Below are 16,708 nucleotides of genomic sequence, written 5' to 3'. Positions count from 1 at the left end.
ATAAGGGGGCAGGATAACGAACATCTGAGTTGATTATTTTGATCTGCATGGGCAGAGGGGGCCATTCACCCAGATTGGCCCCCACCCGTTCTCACCCTTTGCGGCTGTTGAACAGGGGCTGATCGGATTCTGCCTGCTCGGCCCAGAAGTGGATGTTGAAGCGGGCATCCTCCGACAGCTCGACCCTGTGCCAGTACTGGGGCGGGCTGGTGGCAAACTCCCCGGCCCGGATCACCAGGCTGACTTCGGGCTCCTCGGCCTGCTCGTCGGCAAAGCCGTGATAGGTGACGGTTCCCTCCATCACGCAGAGCTGGCCGAACACCCCGGCCGCCGTATTGTGGTGGCTGAGCAGGGCCTGGGGCACATTCTCGCGGGTAAAGAAGGGTGTGGAACGACGCACCACCCAGTGAGACGGAATAAGTTGCATGGACATATCAGTTCTCCTCAAGTGGCCGGGTCAACCCGGCCTGGTGTTATCAATGAATCAACGGGGCAGCTGGCGCAGCAGCGGGAAGGCGGCACTCATCTGATCGCCCCCCACCACAAAGCCGCACAGCTCGCCATCCTCGCCGTGTGCCTCGGCCACCATGCCCCGGCTGTTCCAGCGGCACTGCCAGGCGAGATCCTCGCCCTTGGTGCGGCCCGCCAGCTGCAAGGGATAACGCGGCGTCTTCACCTTCACCAGCATGGGCGGCAGAGTCAGCGGGGTGAGCGTGCCAAGCAGCGTTTTGGCCAGGGCGTTTGCCCCCAGCACGATTGGTTGCAAGAAGGGGAGCAGCTGTCCCCGCCACTGGGCGCAATCACCCAGTGCGAAGATATGGGGAGCGCTGGTCTGCAAGCTGTCGTCGACCAGGATGCCGCGCTCGACCGCCAGCCCGGCGGCTTGTGCCAGTACCAGATTCGGCCGCAGGCCGATGGCGGCGATCACCAGATCCTGCTCGCTGACGCGCCCGTTACTCAGGGTGACGCGCCAGCCACCCTGGGGCCGATCGGGATCGAGCAGGCCCAGTTCAGCGATACCCTGACCCAGTTGCAACTTCACTCCCTGACTGTGCAGTGCCTGCTGCAGTGGCTGACTCAGCACTGCCGGCAACAGGGCGCTGAGCGGGCTGTCGGCCAGATCCACCAGAGTGACCTCGCGACCATCGCTCGCCATGTCCATCGCCAGCTCGCAGCCAATCAGTCCTGCCCCCAGCACCATGATGCGGCGGGCCTGCTGGATTGGCCCCTCGGCAGCGGCGAACTCTTGCTGGCTGTTGAGTGTCACCAGATGCTCACTGCCAGGCAGGTCGGGGCGGGCCGCACTGGCGCCGGTGGCCAGCACCAGCTGACCATAGGCAAACTCCCCCTGCCCGGTCATCACAATACGACGAGCGGGATCGATGCCAAGCACGGGACAGTGGGGCACCAACGCGATGCGCTGCTGCTCGGCAAAGTCGCTGCCGCTCAGCCGGGTCATGGCCGCTGCGGTACAACCTCGGCTCACCACGTGGCTGAGATCCGGCTTGTTGTACTCGTCGCCGCTGTCGGCCGTGATGAGACGAATGGGCTGCTCGGCATCCAGCTTGCGCAGGCTTTTGACCAGTTGCTGGGCAGCGAAGCCGCTGCCGATCACCAATATCTCCCGGCTGACACCGGCCTCACTCAGAGTCGCAGCCTTCATACACAGGCCTCCACCGCGCAGGGCTCGAATACCTCCTTGCCGATGCAGCAGCCGGGGCAGAGGAAGCTGTCTGGGACTCGGGCCCAGGGGGTACCCGGCGCCACCAGCTGATCCGGCTCACCGAGGGCCGGGTCATAGATCCACTGGCAGACGGTGCAGAGCATGGGCTGGTCATCGTCCTGCTCGCAGGTGATCGGGGCCACGCCGCGAGATACCGGGAGCTCCATCGCACCAGAAAAAGCTGGGACACTCATCTCAACCACAACTCCTGCCTCAACTACCGGAGCCGCTGCGGCGCTAGTTGTGGTGATCGGACGGGGCGCCTCGAGCGGGTGCAGTGCCCACTGGCGGGCGAGCTGGCGACCATGCTCGCGGCACAGGGCCAGCGCCGATCCGTCGGGGCGCCACTTGGCCTTGAGGGAGATGCTGATGTCGAAACCCGCATCCATCAGCCGGGTCTGGATCCGGTCAACGGCACCACCGGTCCAGCCGTAACTGCCGAAGGCCGAGGCGCGCTTGTTTCTGAAGCGCAGGCCGGTGATCTCTTCGAGCATGCCCGCCACCTTGGGCATCATGACATTGTTCATGGTGGAGGAGCCCACCAGCACCCCCTTGGAGCGGAACACCTGGGTCAGGATCTCATTCTTGTCGTGGCGCGCCACGTTGTAGATTTTCACCGCCACCCCGGGGTCCACCTCGTGGATGCCCTGGGCAATTGCATCGGCCATCATGCGGGTGTTGTTGGACATGGAGTCGTAGAAGAGGGTGATGCGATCCTCCTGGTAGTGGTCGGCCCACTCCAGGTATTTCAGGATGATCTGGGTGGGATCGTCGCGCCAGACGATGCCGTGGGAGGTTGCCACCATGCTCACCGGCAGATTGAAGCCCAGCACCTCCTTGATCTTGGCTGTCACCAGCGGGCTGAAGGGGGTGAGTATGTTGGCGTAGTAGCGCTGGCACTGCTCCATCAGCTCAACCTGATCCACTTCGTCGTTGAACAGGTGCTCGTCGCAGTAGTGCTGGCCGAAGGCGTCATTGGAGAAGAGCACCGCATCCTCCGTCATATAGGTCATCATGCTGTCTGGCCAGTGCAGCATGGGAGTCTCGATAAACACCAGCTGCTTGCCATTGCCGATATCCAGGCTGTCGCCGGTTTTCACCGGGTGGAAGTTCCACTCTGGATGATGATGGTGGCCCGTGATGGAGTCGATGGCGTTGTGGGTGCAGTAGATGGGGGTGCCCGGGATACGGGCCATCAGCTCGGTCAGGGCACCGGCATGATCCTCCTCGGCGTGGTTGATCACGATAACGTCGATGGAGGCGAGATCGATCTCGGCCGCCAGATTCTGCACGAACTCGCGGCTGAACTTGTGATCGACCGTATCGATCAGCACATTCTTGCCTTCGCGGATGAGATAGCTGTTGTAGCTGGTGCCCTTGTGGGTCTTGTACTCGGTGCCGTGAAAGTCGCGCACCTCCCAGTCCCGTTGGCCGACCCAGTGAATGTTGTTTTTGACGTGAATGGTCATCAAGTTGTTCCTCAGAATGCAATAGCGAATGTGCGACTGAACGGACTATTGCAGTTGACGTGCCAACTCATAACTCATTGTTTTTATAGAAAACAGATTTCAGGCATTGTCATTTAGACACTTACTCTTCATAGTCAAAAACACAAAGACACTGTCATTTGGACAATTCTCGTGATTTCAACCGACAGCCTGGCGCGCATCGCCCTCGACCTGCAACTCGGCATCTCCCATCAGGACAGGTTCCACCGTCTGATCCAGAGCGTGCGCAGCCTGCTGCACTCGGACGCCTCGGCCCTGCTGCGCTACGAGGGGGGCCAGTTCATACCGCTGGCCATCGACGGCCTGATGCAGGACGTGCTGGGCCGCCGCTTCGCGCTGGCGGACCATCCGCGCATGGAGGCCATCGCCCGTGCCGGTGACGTGGTGCGCTTCCCCGCCGACAGCAACCTGCCCGACCCCTATGACGGCCTGATCCCGGATCACGACGACTTCAGGGTGCACGCCTGTGTCGGCCTGCCACTGTTTTCGGATCAGACGCTCATCGGCGCCCTGACCATAGATGGCATGAACCCGACCCAGTTCGACGGCATCAGCGACGAAGAGCTGCGACTGGTGGGCGCCCTGGCCGCCGCCGCCCTCAGCAACGCCCTGTTGCTGGAACGGCTCGCCCGCCAGAGCAGCGAACCCCTCGCCCCCTCCACCCAGAATGGGCCGGGCCAGCCCGAGATGATTGGCCGCTCCCCGGCCATGGACCGGTTGCGCCACGAGATAAACGTGGTGGCGAGCTCCGAGCTGAACGTACTGATCCTGGGGGAGACAGGAGTCGGCAAGGAGCTGATCGCCAAGGCGGTGCATCAGGGCTCACCCCGTGCCAGCGCGCCGCTGGTCTATCTCAACTGCGCCGCCCTGCCGGAATCGGTGGCGGAGAGCGAGCTGTTCGGCCACGTGAAGGGGGCCTTCACCGGCGCCATTCACAACCGGGCGGGCAAGTTCGAACTGGCCGACAAGGGCACCCTGTTCCTGGACGAGATCGGCGATCTCTCCCTGTCGCTGCAGGCCAAGCTGCTGCGGGTGCTGCAATACGGCGATCTGCAGCGCATCGGTGACGACACCCCCCTCAAGGTGAACGTACGTATTCTGGCCGCCACCAACCGGGATCTGAAACAGGCGGTGGTCGAGGGGCAATTTCGAAGCGATCTCTACCACCGCCTGAGCGTCTTCCCGATCCACGCCCCCGCCCTGCGGGAGCGGCCGGACGACATCCCCCTGCTGGCCGGTTATTTTTGCGAACGCTGCCGGGTCAGCCTGGGGCTGGAGCGGCTGCGCATCGAGCCCAGGGCGCTGCAACTGCTCGGCAGCTATGACTGGCCGGGCAACGTGCGGGAGCTGGAGCACGCCATCCACAGAGCCGCCGTGCTGGCGCGGGCCGAGCAGGGCAGTCAGGCCCCGGCACTGGATTGCCACCACTTCAACCTTGCCACCGGCAGCGCCTCCTCATCCAGCCGCATTCCTGTGGAACAGGCAGCGCAGCAGATGACGGCTGGCATGGGGCTGCGCACGGCTACCGATGCCTTCCAGCTCCGGCTGATCGAGCAGACCCTGGCAGCCCAGCACGGCAACTGGGCCGCCACCGCCCGAGCGCTGGAGATGGACGGCGGCAACCTGCACCGGCTCGCCAGACGGCTCGGCCTCAAACCCTGAGACGCACCCCGCCCATAAACAAAACCCCCCTCGGTGACGAGGGGGGGGGGGTCGTGGTGCCTATGCGATGACAGGTGCAACGGCATGGTCCATCAGTCGCGGGCACGGCGCAGGTGGTAGTCCACGTGATAGTCGTTGGCGTTGCGAAACATGATGGAGTAGTTGAGAAACTCCCCGTTCTCGCCATACGAGAGGGAGGTCAGCCGCAGGATGGGCGCCCCCTGCTCGATATGCAGCAGCTCGGCCATCTGCCGGTCGGCCAGCACGGCGCTGAAGCTCTCGTAGTTGCCGGCGATGGGGAGCTGGCACTCGTTCTCGATATAGGCAAACTTGGAGCCCTCCAGATGGGCCACCGACAGGGTGCGAAACAGCCGCACCGGCATGTAGCTCTCCTCCACCAGCAGGGCCCGACCATCCACAGACCGCACCCGGCTTGAGTAGTAGACGGGCTCGTTGACCTTGACCCTGAGCTGGCTGGCAATCGCCGGTGGGGCTGGCATGGTACGAAACTCCAGCACCTGACTGGTGAGTACCCGGCCCTGATCGCGCATCAGCTCGGTAAAGCCGCTCAGCCCCTTGGTCTCGTGCTGGACATCCTTCTTGGTCACATAGGTGCCGCTGCCGTGGCGCCGCGCCACCAGCCCCCATTCGATCAGCATGTCCACCGCCTTGCGCACCGTCATCCGTGACACGCCAAACTGGCTCGCCAGCATCTTCTCGCTCGGCAATACGTCTCCCACCCGGCAATCCGCGCCATTGACCCGGATACGCAGCCGATCCGCCACCGATTTATAGATCACTGCTAGACCTCCCTCAACCTGCACCTGTGACACCCTCGTTGAGGCTCATCAGGCCCAAGCAATTGAAAATAAACAATTTTAAATTCAAATAAAACGACAAGAACGTCACAAAAACAAGATGTACAACAATATCTCAAAATTTAGATCTCTTTGTCTAAATAAGAGCATGCGCCGGATCACATAACCACCATCTATTTCATGAGGGCTTGACCCATTGTTGTTAGGTTCAATTCAGCAACACCAACGACACCCCATCAAAAAATCTTTTAATAAAGGGACTATATATGCTCAGTCAAATTCAACGCTTTGGCGGAGCAATGTTTACTCCTGTACTACTGTTTCCATTTGCAGGTATGGTAGTGGGCATTGCAATCATGCTGAAAAATCCCATGTTCGTGGGAGAGGCGCTGGCAAACCCGCAAGGTTTGTTTTTTCAAATAGTACATATTATTGAAGAAGGTGGCTGGACCGTATTCAGAAACATGCCGCTGATATTTGCCATTGGTTTGCCGATTGGGCTGGCAAATAAGGCGCAGGCACGAGCCTGTCTCTCCGTCTTGGTCAGCTTCATGACCTGGAATTATTTCATCAATGCCATGGGGATGATCTGGGGCGACTATTTCGGAGTCGATTTCAGCCAGACGGTCGGCGGTGAAAGCGGCCTGGCCATGGTGGCCGGGATCAAGACGCTGGATACCAGCATCATAGGGGCCATCGTTATCTCGGGTATCGTCACCGCCCTGCACAACCGCCTGTTTGATCGACAGCTTCCCGTCTTTCTCGGCATCTTTCAGGGCAGCTCCTTTGTCACCATCATCGCCTTCTTCGTCATGATCCCCTGTGCCTGGCTGACCCTGCTGGGGTGGCCCAAGGTACAGATGGGCATCGCTTCGCTGCAGGAGTTCATGCTGATCTCAGGCCCGCTCGGTGTCTGGGTCTACACCTTCCTTGAGCGCATTCTTATCCCGACCGGCCTGCACCACTTCATCTATGGCCCCTTCATCTTCGGCCCGGCCGCGGTGGAAGGCGGCATCCAGCTCCACTGGGCCCAGCATCTGCAGGAGTTCAGCCAGAGCACGCGTCCGCTCATCGAGCTGTTCCCCCAGGGTGGCTTCGCCCTGCACGGCAACTCCAAGATCTTCGGTGCCATGGGGATTGCCCTGGCCATCTACGCTACTGCCGCCCGTGAAAACAAGGCCAAAGTTGCCGGTCTGCTGATCCCGGCAACCCTGACCGCCATGCTGGTGGGCATCACGGAGCCGCTGGAGTTCACCTTCCTCTTCATCTCGCCTCTGCTGTTTGCCATCCATGCCCTGCTGGCTGCCACCATGGCCACCGTCATGTACCTGTTCGGCGTCGTCGGCAACATGGGCGGCGGCCTGCTCGACCAGTTCCTGCCGCAGAACTGGATCCCCATGTTCCACAACCATGCCGGCATGATGTTTACCCAGATAGCCATAGGCCTGGCGTTCACCGGACTCTGGTTCCTGATATTCAGAAGCCTCATTCTGAGATTCAATTTAAAAACCCCGGGACGGGAAGACAGCGAAATAAAGCTTTATTCAAAAGCAGATTATCAGGCAGCCAAACAACAGCGGGGTGGTGATATTGCGACTCAAATCATCGAAGCACTCGGCGGCAGCAAAAATATAAGAAGCCTGAATAATTGTGCCACCCGATTAAGAATGTCGCTGATAAATGCCAGCTCGGTCGCAGCAGATGAAGTTTTCAAACAACTGGGCGCCCATGGAGTGGTTCGTCATGGCGACAGCATTCAAATAATCATAGGTCTGCATGTGCCACAGGTACGTGAAAATATGGAATCGATAATGAACAACCCCACTCAATCCTCTTCTTTCGTAACGGAGTCATGAACATGAAAAAATTCTCTGTAGTCATCGCCGGCGGCGGCAGCACTTTCACACCGGGTATCGTCCTCATGCTGCTCGAGAACCAGCATCGTTTCCCGCTCAAGGAGATCAAGTTCTACGACAACGATGGTGCCCGCCAGGAAGTCATCGCCGAGGCATGCAGGATACTGCTGAAAGAGAAGGCACCCGAGATTGCCTTCAGCTACGGTACCGATCCCAAGGCCGCATTCAGCGAAGTGGATTTCGTCATGGCCCACATCCGGGTCGGCAAATACCCCATGCGCGAGCTGGACGAGAAGATCCCCCTGCGCCACGGCGTGGTCGGTCAGGAGACCTGCGGCCCGGGCGGCATCGCCTACGGCATGCGCTCCATCGGTGGCGTGCTGGAGCTGGTCGATTACATGGAGCAGTACTCCCCCAACGCCTGGATGCTGAACTACTCCAACCCGGCCGCCATAGTGGCGGAAGCAACCCGTCGCCTGCGCCCCAACGCCAAGATCCTGAACATTTGTGACATGCCTATCGGGATCGAGGGCCGCATGGCCCAGATCGCCGGCCTTAAATCCCGTAAAGAGATGCGGGTGCGCTACTACGGCCTCAACCACTTCGGCTGGTGGACCCGCATCGAGGATCTGGCAGGCAACGACCTGATGCCCAAGATCAAGGAGCACGTCGCCCGCCACGGCTATGTGCCCGATCACGCCAGCCATGCCGAGGCAAGCTGGAACGATACCTTCGCCAAGGCCAGGGATGTGTGGGCACTCGATCCGGATACCCTGCCCAACACCTATCTCAAGTACTATCTCTTTCCGGACTATGTGGTGGCCCACGCCAACCCGGAACATACCCGCGCCAACGAGGTGATGGAGCACCGCGAGAAACAGGTGTTCAGTGCCTGCCGCGCCATCGTCAAAGCGGGTCACTCAGAAGCGGGCGAGCTGGAGATCGACGAACACGCCTCTTATATAGTGGATCTGGCCACCGCCATCGCCTTCAACACCCAGGAGCGGATGCTGCTGATAGTCCCCAACCGGGGGGCCATCAACAACTTCGACCCCGAGGCCATGGTCGAAATCCCCTGCCTGGTGGGCAGCAGCGGGCCCGAGCCCTTGCAGGTCGGCGATATCCCCCTGTTCCAGCAAGGCTTGATGGGCCAGCAGGTGGCCGTCGAGAAGCTGGTGGTGGAAGCCTGGGTCGAGCGCTCTTACCAGAAGCTGTGGCAGGCGATCACCTTGTCCAAGACGGTGCCGAGTGCCTCGGTGGCGAAGGCCATCCTGGATGACTTGGTGGCCGCCAACAAGGATTTCTGGCCAGCGCTGCAATAAATCGCCCGCAAACAAAAACCCCCTCGGTAAAGAGGGGGTTTTTCGTGGTGCCGACTATGCCGTGCAATACGGCGTGGCGGTCAGCGCAGGGATTTGACCGAGCGACGGACGATAAGCTCGGGCTCTACCGTCATGGACTCGACTTCCAGCGCCTTGTTGCGGATGCGGCTCACCAGATGCTTCACCGCCAGCAGGCCGAGCTCGGCCTTGGGGTGGCGTATGGTGGTGAGCGGCGGGCTGGAGAAGCGCGCCATTTCCACGTCGTCATAGCCGATCATGGAGATATCATCCGGCACCTTGACCCCGGCTTCCCAGGCAGCGCAGATAGCACCTATGGCCATGGGATCATCGAAGGCAAACACAGCCGTCGGGCGAGGCGTGAGGGCCAGGATGCGCTGCATGGCATCGAAACCGCTCTGGCTCTCGTAATCCCCTTCGAAGATCTGCTCCTCTTTCAGAGTCAGACCCTGCTCGCCCAGGGCATCGCGTACCCCGGCCAGTCGCTGCTGGGTGGTCGGCTTGGAGATCTGGCCCGTGATACAGACGATGTCCGTGTGACCCTGCTCCAGCAGATGGCGCACGGCCAGACGCGCACCTATGCGGGCGTTGTCATTGATCACGTTGGCAAAGTCGCACTCGGTTCCCCAATCCAGCACCACTTGTGGCACATTCTTGTGGATGCGCAGCATGTCACGCAGCGGGGTGTCGATGTCGGTCCCCAGCACCAGCAGGCCATCGACCCGCTTCTCCATCAGCATTCTCAGGTAATGCTGCTGGCGGGGCGGCTGGTTTTCGGTGTTGCACAGGATCAGGCTGTAGCCCTGCTCGAAGCAGTAAGCTTCGACCCCTTGCACCACTTCCGCAAAGAAGGGGTTGGCACTGGTGGTCACCAGCATGCCTATGGTCTTGGTTGAGTTTATCTTGAGGCTGCGCGCTACCGAGTTGGGCGCGTAGTTGAGTTCTGCCACCGCCTCAAGCACTTTTTGGGTTGCATCTTCGCTAACCCGACGGGTGTGATTGAGTACATGTGAGACGGTGGAGATGGATACGCCTGCGCGCGAGGCGACATCCTTGATAGTGGCCATCTCTGTCTCCTGAATATCAAAGGCGGAACATTAGCAGATTTCCCGAATAAAGGCTTGGTTTTAACGGGCACTGCCAATGATTTGTCAATGCTGGCTAATCTAAGCGGTCACCTCCATTTGCGCAAACGGATTTTGGTCAAAATGGGAGCAGTATCAGAGTAAAATATCGTCAGTTTTTTCCTCTACCATTTACCACCAGCACACCTTGTTGTGAAGATGTTAACTTGATAAATCAGCAGCAACATCTACTAAAGCAATAAATGTCAGTTATTTGTTTCAAAAAAGCCCTATTCCCCCCTCTCTGGTTAGTATCTTTAACAGCTTGTTATTGCCCAGCGAGGAATGATAGAACCATACCTATTGCCGGACTGGCGGGATCCTGGTTCGGAATGACACACGGAAAATGAAACAATCCACTGATTAAGGGACGAATCGATGAATAAGTTGAGCAAAATTGCAGTCAGGACAGCGGTTTCTATGGCTCTGTTCGGATCGGTATCGCTGGCCCATGCGGCGGACACCATCAAGATCGGCATCGCCGGCCCGGTGACCGGCCCGGTCGCCCAATACGGTGACATGCAGTTCACCGGTGGCAAGATGGCGGTCGAACAGATCAACAAGGCCGGCGGTATCGCAGGCAAGCAGATTGAAGCCGTCATCTATGACGATGCCTGCGATCCCAAGCAGGCGGTGGCGATCGCCAACAAGGTGATCAACGACGGGGTCAAGTTCGTGGTCGGCCACCTCTGCTCCGACAATACGCTGCCAGCCTCCGACATCTATGAAGATGAAGGCGTGCTGATGATCACCCCCGCTTCCACCAACCCCAAGATCACCGAACGTGGCTACCAGCTGACCCTGCGCACCATTGGTCTGGACAGCGACCAGGGCCCGACTGCCGCCAAGTACATCATCGAGCAGGTCAAGCCCCAGCGCGTGGCCGTCATCCACGACAAGAAGCAGTACGGTGAAGGCATCGCCTCCAGCGTGAAAGCCTCGCTGGATAAAGCCGGCGTGAAAGTGGTGGCGTTCGAAGGCATCACAGCCGGTGACAAGGACTTCTCCGCCCTGATCGCCAAGCTGCAGAAAGAGAACGTCGACTTCATCTACTACGGCGGCTATCACCCCGAGCTGGGTCTGATCCTGCGCCAGGCGGCCGAGAAAGGGCTCAAGGCCAAGTTCATGGGTCCGGAAGGGGTAGGTAACAAGGACATCTCCGCCATCGGTGGCCCGGCTTCAGAAGGCCTGCTGGTCACCCTGCCGAACAAATACGATCTGGTGCCGGCCAACGCCCCGCTGGTCGCCGCGTTCAAGGCCAAGGGACAGGACTCTTCCGGTCCCTTCGTCTGGACCACCTACGCCGCGGTGCAAACCCTGGCTGCCGGTATCGCCAAGGCGGGTGAAGATGACCCGGCTGCCGTCGCTGCCGCCATCAAGGCCACGCCGATCGAGACCGTCATGGGTACCCTGAGCTGGGCACCGAGTGGCGACCTGAAAGGCTTTGAATTCGGTGTGTTCCAGTGGCACGCCGACGGTACCTCCACTCAAGTCAAATAATCTGCCGGTCGGGGTGACGTGAGTCACCCCTCCCTTCTTGCGGGCAAGCACAGGGAACGTAGTATGTCCGAACACCTCCTTTACCTGGTTCAGCAACTGCTGAACGGGTTAACCATAGGTAGCACCTATGCGTTGATCGCCATCGGCTACACCATGGTCTATGGCATCATCGGCATGATCAACTTCGCCCACGGCGAGGTTTACATGATCGGCTCCTATGTCGCCTTTATGGTGATGGCCGGGCTCATGATGATGGGCATCGACAGCACCTTCCTGCTGCTGGGAGGCGCCTTCCTGGTCAGCATCATCATTACGGGAACCTATGGCTGGACCATAGAGCGGGTCGCCTATCGCCCGCTGCGGGGCGGTAATCGCCTTATTCCCCTCATCTCCGCCATCGGCATGTCGATCTTCTTGCAAAACATGATGCGAATGGCTCAGGGCTCGCGGGATATCGCCATGCCCACGCTGATCTCCGGGGGCTGGACCCTGGGTGGAGAAGACGGCTTTCAGGCCAGCCTCTCCTACATGCAGCTCATCATCTTCGTGGTGACCTTCATCACCATGCTGGCACTCACCCAGTTCATCGGCCGATCCCGCATGGGACGGGCCTGCCGGGCCTGCTCGGAAGATATCAAGATGGCCAACCTGCTGGGGATTGATACCCATGTGGTCATCTCCATCACCTTCGTGCTGGGGGCCACCCTGGCCGCCGTCGCCGGCGTGCTGCTCGGCATGTACTACGGCGTCATCAATCCCTATCTCGGCTTTATGGCCGGGCTGAAAGCCTTTACCGCGGCTGTCTTGGGCGGCATCGGCAGCATACCCGGCGCCGTGCTCGGCGGCCTGCTGCTGGGGGTGGTTGAAGCGCTCACCGCTGGCTATCTCAGCACCGAATACAAGGATGTGATGGCCTTCGTCCTGCTGATCGGTGTCTTGCTGTTCATGCCCACCGGCATTCTGGGTCGTCCGGAGGTCGAAAAAGTATGAAACATCAATTTATTCATGCCTGCATCGCCAGCCTGGTGCTGATGGTGCTCTCCTTCTGGTTGCTTGGCTTTCGGCTCGAAACGCAAGGCAGCCAGTTGCTGGTCGTGAGCCGCCTCGACATATCGCTGGCCTGGCTGGTGGGTGGCGCGGCACTGGTGTTCTGGTTCCAGCTGTTGCGCGGCCAGATAGGCAGATTGTTTCAGGCCTCCATCAGCGGCTTCTCCACCGGTTTCACCAAGCTGGTGCTGCCAAGCCCGGAAGAGGCACCACGGCTCTACAATGTCACCGCCATTCTGGTGCTGCTGTTTGCGGTGAGCTGGCCCTTCATGGCCTCTCGCGGTGCCATCGATCTGGCGACCCTGGCGCTGATTTACATCATGCTGGGGCTGGGGCTCAACGTGGTGGTCGGTCTGGCTGGCCTGCTGGATCTGGGCTATGTGGGCTTTTACGCCGTCGGCGCCTACAGCTATGCCCTGCTCAACACCTATTTCGGCCTGAGCTTCTGGGAGTGTCTGCCCATCGCAGGGCTGATGGCAGCGACCTTCGGCTTTTTGCTCGGCTTTCCGGTATTGCGGCTACGGGGGGACTATCTGGCCATCGTCACCCTGGGGTTTGGCGAGATCATCCGCATCCTGCTCAACAACATGACCAGCCTCACCGGCGGCCCGAACGGCATCTCCGGCATTCCCAAGCCGACCCTGGCTGGACTGGAATTCAACCGTACCGTCAAAGATGGGGGCTTTGGTACCTTCCACGACTTCTTTGGCATCGCCTACAACGCCAACCACAAGGTGATCTTCCTCTATCTGATGGCACTGGTACTGGTTGTCGCCACCCTGTTCGTCATCAATCGCCTGCTGCGCATGCCGCTGGGCCGAGCTTGGGAAGCGCTGCGGGAAGACGAAATCGCCTGCAAGTCCCTGGGACTGAACCCCACCATCATCAAGCTGACCGCCTTCACCATAGGCGCCACCTTTGCAGGGTTCGCCGGCAGTTTCTTCGCCTCCCGTCAGGGGTTTATCAGCCCTGAATCCTTCGTCTTCATCGAGTCGGCCATAGTGCTCGCCATCGTCGTGCTGGGCGGCATGGGCTCCCAGATAGGGGTGGTGCTGGCAGCCATCGTCATGACGGTGCTGCCGGAGCTGGCCCGTGAATTCAACGAGTACCGCATGCTGATGTTCGGCCTCTTGATGGTGTTCATGATGATCTGGCGGCCACAAGGACTGCTGCCGATGACCAGACCTCACCTGGAGCTACAAAAATGAGCGCGAATCAGAACAAGTTGTTGGAAGTCTCTGATCTGTCGATGCGCTTTGGTGGACTGCTCGCAGTCAACGGCGTCAAGCTGGATGTCGACAGGGGGGAGGTCATCTCCATCATAGGACCGAACGGCGCTGGCAAGACTACAGTCTTCAACTGCCTGACCGGCTTCTACCGCCCGAGCGGCGGCACCATCCGCTACAAGGGCGAGGAGATCCAGGGGCTTCCTGGCCATCTCATAGCGCGCAAGGGGATAGTGCGTACCTTCCAGCATGTGCGGCTGTTCAAGGAGATGACAGCGGTGGAGAACCTGCTGGTTGCCCAGCACAGGCACCTCAACACCGGCTTTATCGCCGGTCTGTTCAAGACAGCGGCCTTTCGCCGTGCCGAGCAGGAGGGGCTGGAACAGGCCGCCTTCTGGCTGGAGAAGGTAGGGCTCAAGGATCTCGCCAATCGGGCCGCCGGCAACCTGGCTTATGGTCAGCAGCGCCGCCTCGAGATAGCCCGCTGCATGGCGACCCGGCCCGACCTGCTGATGCTGGACGAACCGGCCGCCGGCCTCAACCCGAACGAAACCGATGAGCTCAACGATCTCATCATCAGCTTGCGGGACGAATTCGGCGTCTCCGTGCTGCTGATTGAGCACGACATGAAGCTGGTGATGGGCATCTCCAACCGCATCTTCGTGGTCAATCAGGGGACACCGCTGGCCCACGGCAAGCCGGATGAGATCCGCAACAATCCGGCTGTGATCAAGGCCTATCTGGGCGAGTCGTAAGGAACACAAGATGTTAGAACTTCGCAACGTATCGACCCACTACGGCAAGATCCAGGCTCTGCACGACGTCAGCGTCGAGGTAAAAGAGGGGGAAATCGTCACCCTGATCGGCGCCAACGGTGCCGGCAAGACCACCTTGTTGATGACGCTGTGCGGCGAGCCCAAGCCCAGCAGCGGCAGCATCTGGTTCGAAGGGGAGCAGATAAGCTCCCTCAGTACGGCCCGCATCATGCGCAAGGACATAGCCGTGGTGCCGGAGGGGCGCCGCATCTTCGCCCGCCTGACGGTGGAGGAGAACCTGCTGATGGGCGCCTTCTTCGTCGACAAGGAAGAGCAGCACGGCCTGCTGGATCAGGTGTTCACCCTGTTCCCCCGCCTGCACGAGCGACTGCAGCAAAGGGCCGGCACCATGTCCGGTGGCGAGCAGCAGATGCTGGCCATAGGCCGCGCCCTCATGAGCAAGCCGCGCCTGCTGTTGCTGGACGAACCCTCGCTGGGGCTGGCCCCCATCGTCATCCAGCAGATCTTCGACACCATAGAGCAGCTGCGCCAGAAAGGGATGACCATTTTTCTGGTGGAGCAGAACGCCAACCAGGCGCTCAAGCTGGCCGACCGGGGTTATGTGCTGGAAAACGGCCACGTGGTGCTGCAAGACTCGGGGGCTGCCCTGCTGGCCAACCCGGCCGTTCGGCAGGCCTACCTGGGTGGTTAACCCATGAGCAGGGCCAGGGCGGAGGCGGATCACCACAGCTTCTGGCGTGACCCTGCCCTGCCGTTCATAGAGGCGCGAGCGGTGCAGGATGGCCGCCGCGTCTGCTATGAAAAACACAGCCACGCCCATTTCTCCATTGGCGCCATCACGGGTGGTCACAGTCACTATCTCAACCAGCACACAAAACAGGAGGTCAACGCAGGCACCCTGGTACTGATGAACCCGGAAGAGGTACATGCCTGCAACCCCATCGCCGATCACCCCTGGTCTTATCTGATGTTCTACCTCGATACCGACTGGCTGCGCGGCCAGCAGGAGGAAGCCGGGCTGGGGGCCCATTTTCGCCCCTTCGACATGACGGCCAGTCGGGATCCCGTGCTGTATGCAGGTTTGCTACACCTCTATCGTACTTTGCAAGATGACCAGCAAGATCGCCTCGCCAAGGAGGTCGTCTGTCACCAGTTCAGCCACCAGCTGCTGGCAAGGCTCACGCCCGCCAGATGGAGCGAGCCACCGCCCCTGCATCTGAGGCGCGCCGCCGAGCTGATAAAGGACGAGTATGCGACGACCCTCACCTTGCAGCACCTAAGCACAGTCGCCGGGCTGACCCCATCCCACTTGGTGCGAGTATTCAGCCGCCATTACGGCATGACCCCGCACGCTTACCTGCTCAACCAGCGGATACGCCAGGCACGAACCTTGCTCGCTCAGGGACGGCCCCTGGTCGAGGTGGCATTGGCGACGGGCTTCTCCGATCAGGCCCACTTCCAGCGCCAGTTCAAGCGGCTGGTCGCCGCGACCCCGGGTCAATACCAGTCGCAGACCCTTCCTCAAGGTTCCAGAACAAGGTAACCGGCACTGAGCAACAGCAACATGGCCATCGCCCGGTTGAACCAGCGCAAGCGGTGAGGCGAGAGCAAAGCTGCCTGCAGACAGCTGCCGACATAGGCCCAGCAAGCGATAGAAACCAGACAGATCACCAGATAGAGGCTGGTAAACCACACTATCTTGCCCACATCGCCCACGGCTCCATAGGCCCCCATCCCCATGCTGGCCGCCAGCCAGGCCTTGGGATTGAGCCACTGCATCAGGGCGCCGTATAAAAAAGCGGGTGGCGTGCCGCCTTCACGCTCTATCTCTCCGCTGTCCATCAGCAGCAGCCAGGCCATGTAGCACAGGAAGAGGATGCCTCCCCAGCGGATGCCACCGAGCGCCACTGGCCAGTGCGACAGGGCTGCGCCGAGACCCAGCCCCATCAGCAGCAACAACAGGATGAAACCCAGGGTGGCCCCCACCACATGGCGCAGGCTGGCGCGAAAACCATATTGCGCCCCCGCACTGAGGGCGACCAGATTGACCGGCCCCGGAGAGATGGACATGGCCAGGGCAAACCCGGCCATGGATAACAACAGACTCATTTCCATGGATAATGCTCGT

At 60.2% G+C, this 16,708-nt stretch carries 15 protein-coding genes; 9 read left to right on the top strand and 6 right to left on the bottom strand.

All coding sequences use genetic code 11. The annotated features are described in order from the left end of the window. Positions 1 to 91: 91 nt before the first annotated feature. Genes GWQ29_RS19835 through norV form a run of 3 tightly spaced genes read right to left on the bottom strand, consistent with a single transcriptional unit; the run spans position 92 to position 3,192 of the window. On the bottom strand, positions 92 to 433 hold the full coding sequence (locus tag GWQ29_RS19835; RefSeq protein WP_265457983.1) for a DUF1971 domain-containing protein: 342 nt from the start codon (positions 431 to 433) through the stop codon (positions 92 to 94). 51 nt (positions 434 to 484) lie between these two features. Beyond that, on the bottom strand, positions 485 to 1,663 hold the full coding sequence (gene norW / locus GWQ29_RS19830; protein WP_275920152.1) for an NADH:flavorubredoxin reductase NorW: 1,179 nt from the start codon (positions 1,661 to 1,663) through the stop codon (positions 485 to 487). Continuing rightward, positions 1,660 to 3,192, bottom strand: coding sequence for an anaerobic nitric oxide reductase flavorubredoxin (gene norV, locus GWQ29_RS19825; RefSeq protein ID WP_275920151.1), 1,533 nt, complete (start codon positions 3,190 to 3,192; stop codon positions 1,660 to 1,662). The genes norW and norV overlap by 4 nt, the downstream gene beginning before the upstream one ends. A 171-nt stretch (positions 3,193 to 3,363) precedes the next feature. On the opposite strand from norV, the gene norR reads away from it, so the two are divergent. Further along, complete coding sequence (gene norR, locus GWQ29_RS19820; RefSeq protein ID WP_275920150.1) at positions 3,364 to 4,893, top strand: nitric oxide reductase transcriptional regulator NorR; 1,530 nt, start codon at positions 3,364 to 3,366, stop codon at positions 4,891 to 4,893. Between the two features lie 92 nt (positions 4,894 to 4,985). Here norR and GWQ29_RS19815 read toward each other — a convergent pair whose 3' ends face one another. Further along, the gene (locus GWQ29_RS19815; protein ID WP_275920149.1) at positions 4,986 to 5,693 is read right to left on the bottom strand and encodes a GntR family transcriptional regulator; all 708 of its coding nucleotides are present in this window, start codon (positions 5,691 to 5,693) and stop codon (positions 4,986 to 4,988) included. 284 nt (positions 5,694 to 5,977) lie between these two features. Between GWQ29_RS19815 and GWQ29_RS19810 the strand changes: the two genes are divergently transcribed. Both GWQ29_RS19810 and GWQ29_RS19805 read left to right on the top strand, forming a co-directional pair. Next, the gene (locus GWQ29_RS19810; RefSeq protein ID WP_275920148.1) at positions 5,978 to 7,567 is read left to right on the top strand and encodes an alpha-glucoside-specific PTS transporter subunit IIBC; all 1,590 of its coding nucleotides are present in this window, start codon (positions 5,978 to 5,980) and stop codon (positions 7,565 to 7,567) included. Then, the gene (locus GWQ29_RS19805; protein ID WP_265467633.1) at positions 7,564 to 8,889 is read left to right on the top strand and encodes a 6-phospho-alpha-glucosidase; all 1,326 of its coding nucleotides are present in this window, start codon (positions 7,564 to 7,566) and stop codon (positions 8,887 to 8,889) included. The genes GWQ29_RS19810 and GWQ29_RS19805 overlap by 4 nt, the downstream gene beginning before the upstream one ends. 80 nt (positions 8,890 to 8,969) lie before the next feature. Here the strand turns inward: GWQ29_RS19805 and GWQ29_RS19800 are convergent, their stop codons facing one another. Then, positions 8,970 to 9,974 carry a substrate-binding domain-containing protein gene (locus tag GWQ29_RS19800; RefSeq protein ID WP_005320642.1) on the bottom strand — a complete coding sequence of 335 codons (1,005 nt, stop codon included), beginning with the start codon at positions 9,972 to 9,974 and terminating at the stop codon, positions 8,970 to 8,972. A 435-nt stretch (positions 9,975 to 10,409) separates the two neighbouring features. Here GWQ29_RS19800 and GWQ29_RS19795 point away from each other — a divergent pair, with 435 nt between their 5' ends. From GWQ29_RS19795 to GWQ29_RS19770, 6 genes are all read left to right on the top strand, one after another. After that, positions 10,410 to 11,531 (top strand): branched-chain amino acid ABC transporter substrate-binding protein, encoded by a 1,122-nt coding sequence (locus GWQ29_RS19795; protein WP_017411787.1) that lies wholly within the window; start codon positions 10,410 to 10,412, stop codon positions 11,529 to 11,531. A 63-nt stretch (positions 11,532 to 11,594) separates the two neighbouring features. Then, positions 11,595 to 12,521, top strand: coding sequence for a high-affinity branched-chain amino acid ABC transporter permease LivH (gene livH / locus GWQ29_RS19790; protein WP_005320646.1), 927 nt, complete (start codon positions 11,595 to 11,597; stop codon positions 12,519 to 12,521). Next, a complete protein-coding gene (locus GWQ29_RS19785; RefSeq protein WP_059113636.1) occupies positions 12,518 to 13,786 on the top strand; it encodes a high-affinity branched-chain amino acid ABC transporter permease LivM in 1,269 nt (422 codons plus the stop codon). The genes livH and GWQ29_RS19785 overlap by 4 nt, the downstream gene beginning before the upstream one ends. Further along, positions 13,783 to 14,559 (top strand): high-affinity branched-chain amino acid ABC transporter ATP-binding protein LivG, encoded by a 777-nt coding sequence (gene livG / locus GWQ29_RS19780; RefSeq protein ID WP_059169302.1) that lies wholly within the window; start codon positions 13,783 to 13,785, stop codon positions 14,557 to 14,559. Before GWQ29_RS19785 ends, livG begins: the two co-directional genes overlap by 4 nt. A 10-nt stretch (positions 14,560 to 14,569) precedes the next feature. Then, on the top strand, positions 14,570 to 15,271 hold the full coding sequence (locus tag GWQ29_RS19775) for an ATP-binding cassette domain-containing protein (protein WP_005320651.1): 702 nt from the start codon (positions 14,570 to 14,572) through the stop codon (positions 15,269 to 15,271). A 3-nt stretch (positions 15,272 to 15,274) separates the two neighbouring features. Beyond that, the gene (locus GWQ29_RS19770) at positions 15,275 to 16,123 is read left to right on the top strand and encodes an AraC family transcriptional regulator (RefSeq protein ID WP_111589771.1); all 849 of its coding nucleotides are present in this window, start codon (positions 15,275 to 15,277) and stop codon (positions 16,121 to 16,123) included. Here the strand turns inward: GWQ29_RS19770 and GWQ29_RS19765 are convergent. Further along, positions 16,102 to 16,695 carry a LysE family translocator gene (locus tag GWQ29_RS19765; RefSeq protein WP_275920147.1) on the bottom strand — a complete coding sequence of 198 codons (594 nt, stop codon included), beginning with the start codon at positions 16,693 to 16,695 and terminating at the stop codon, positions 16,102 to 16,104. The two genes, GWQ29_RS19770 and GWQ29_RS19765, sit on opposite strands and share 22 nt — an antisense overlap. Positions 16,696 to 16,708: the final 13 nt, after the last annotated feature.

Origin of the sequence: Aeromonas sp. 2HA2 (genome assembly GCF_029237345.1) — a bacterium.
Lineage (GTDB): Bacteria > Pseudomonadota > Gammaproteobacteria > Enterobacterales > Aeromonadaceae > Aeromonas > Aeromonas salmonicida.
The sequence above is the reverse complement of the archived record's forward strand: the minus strand, read 5'-3'. Positions and strand labels throughout refer to the sequence as shown.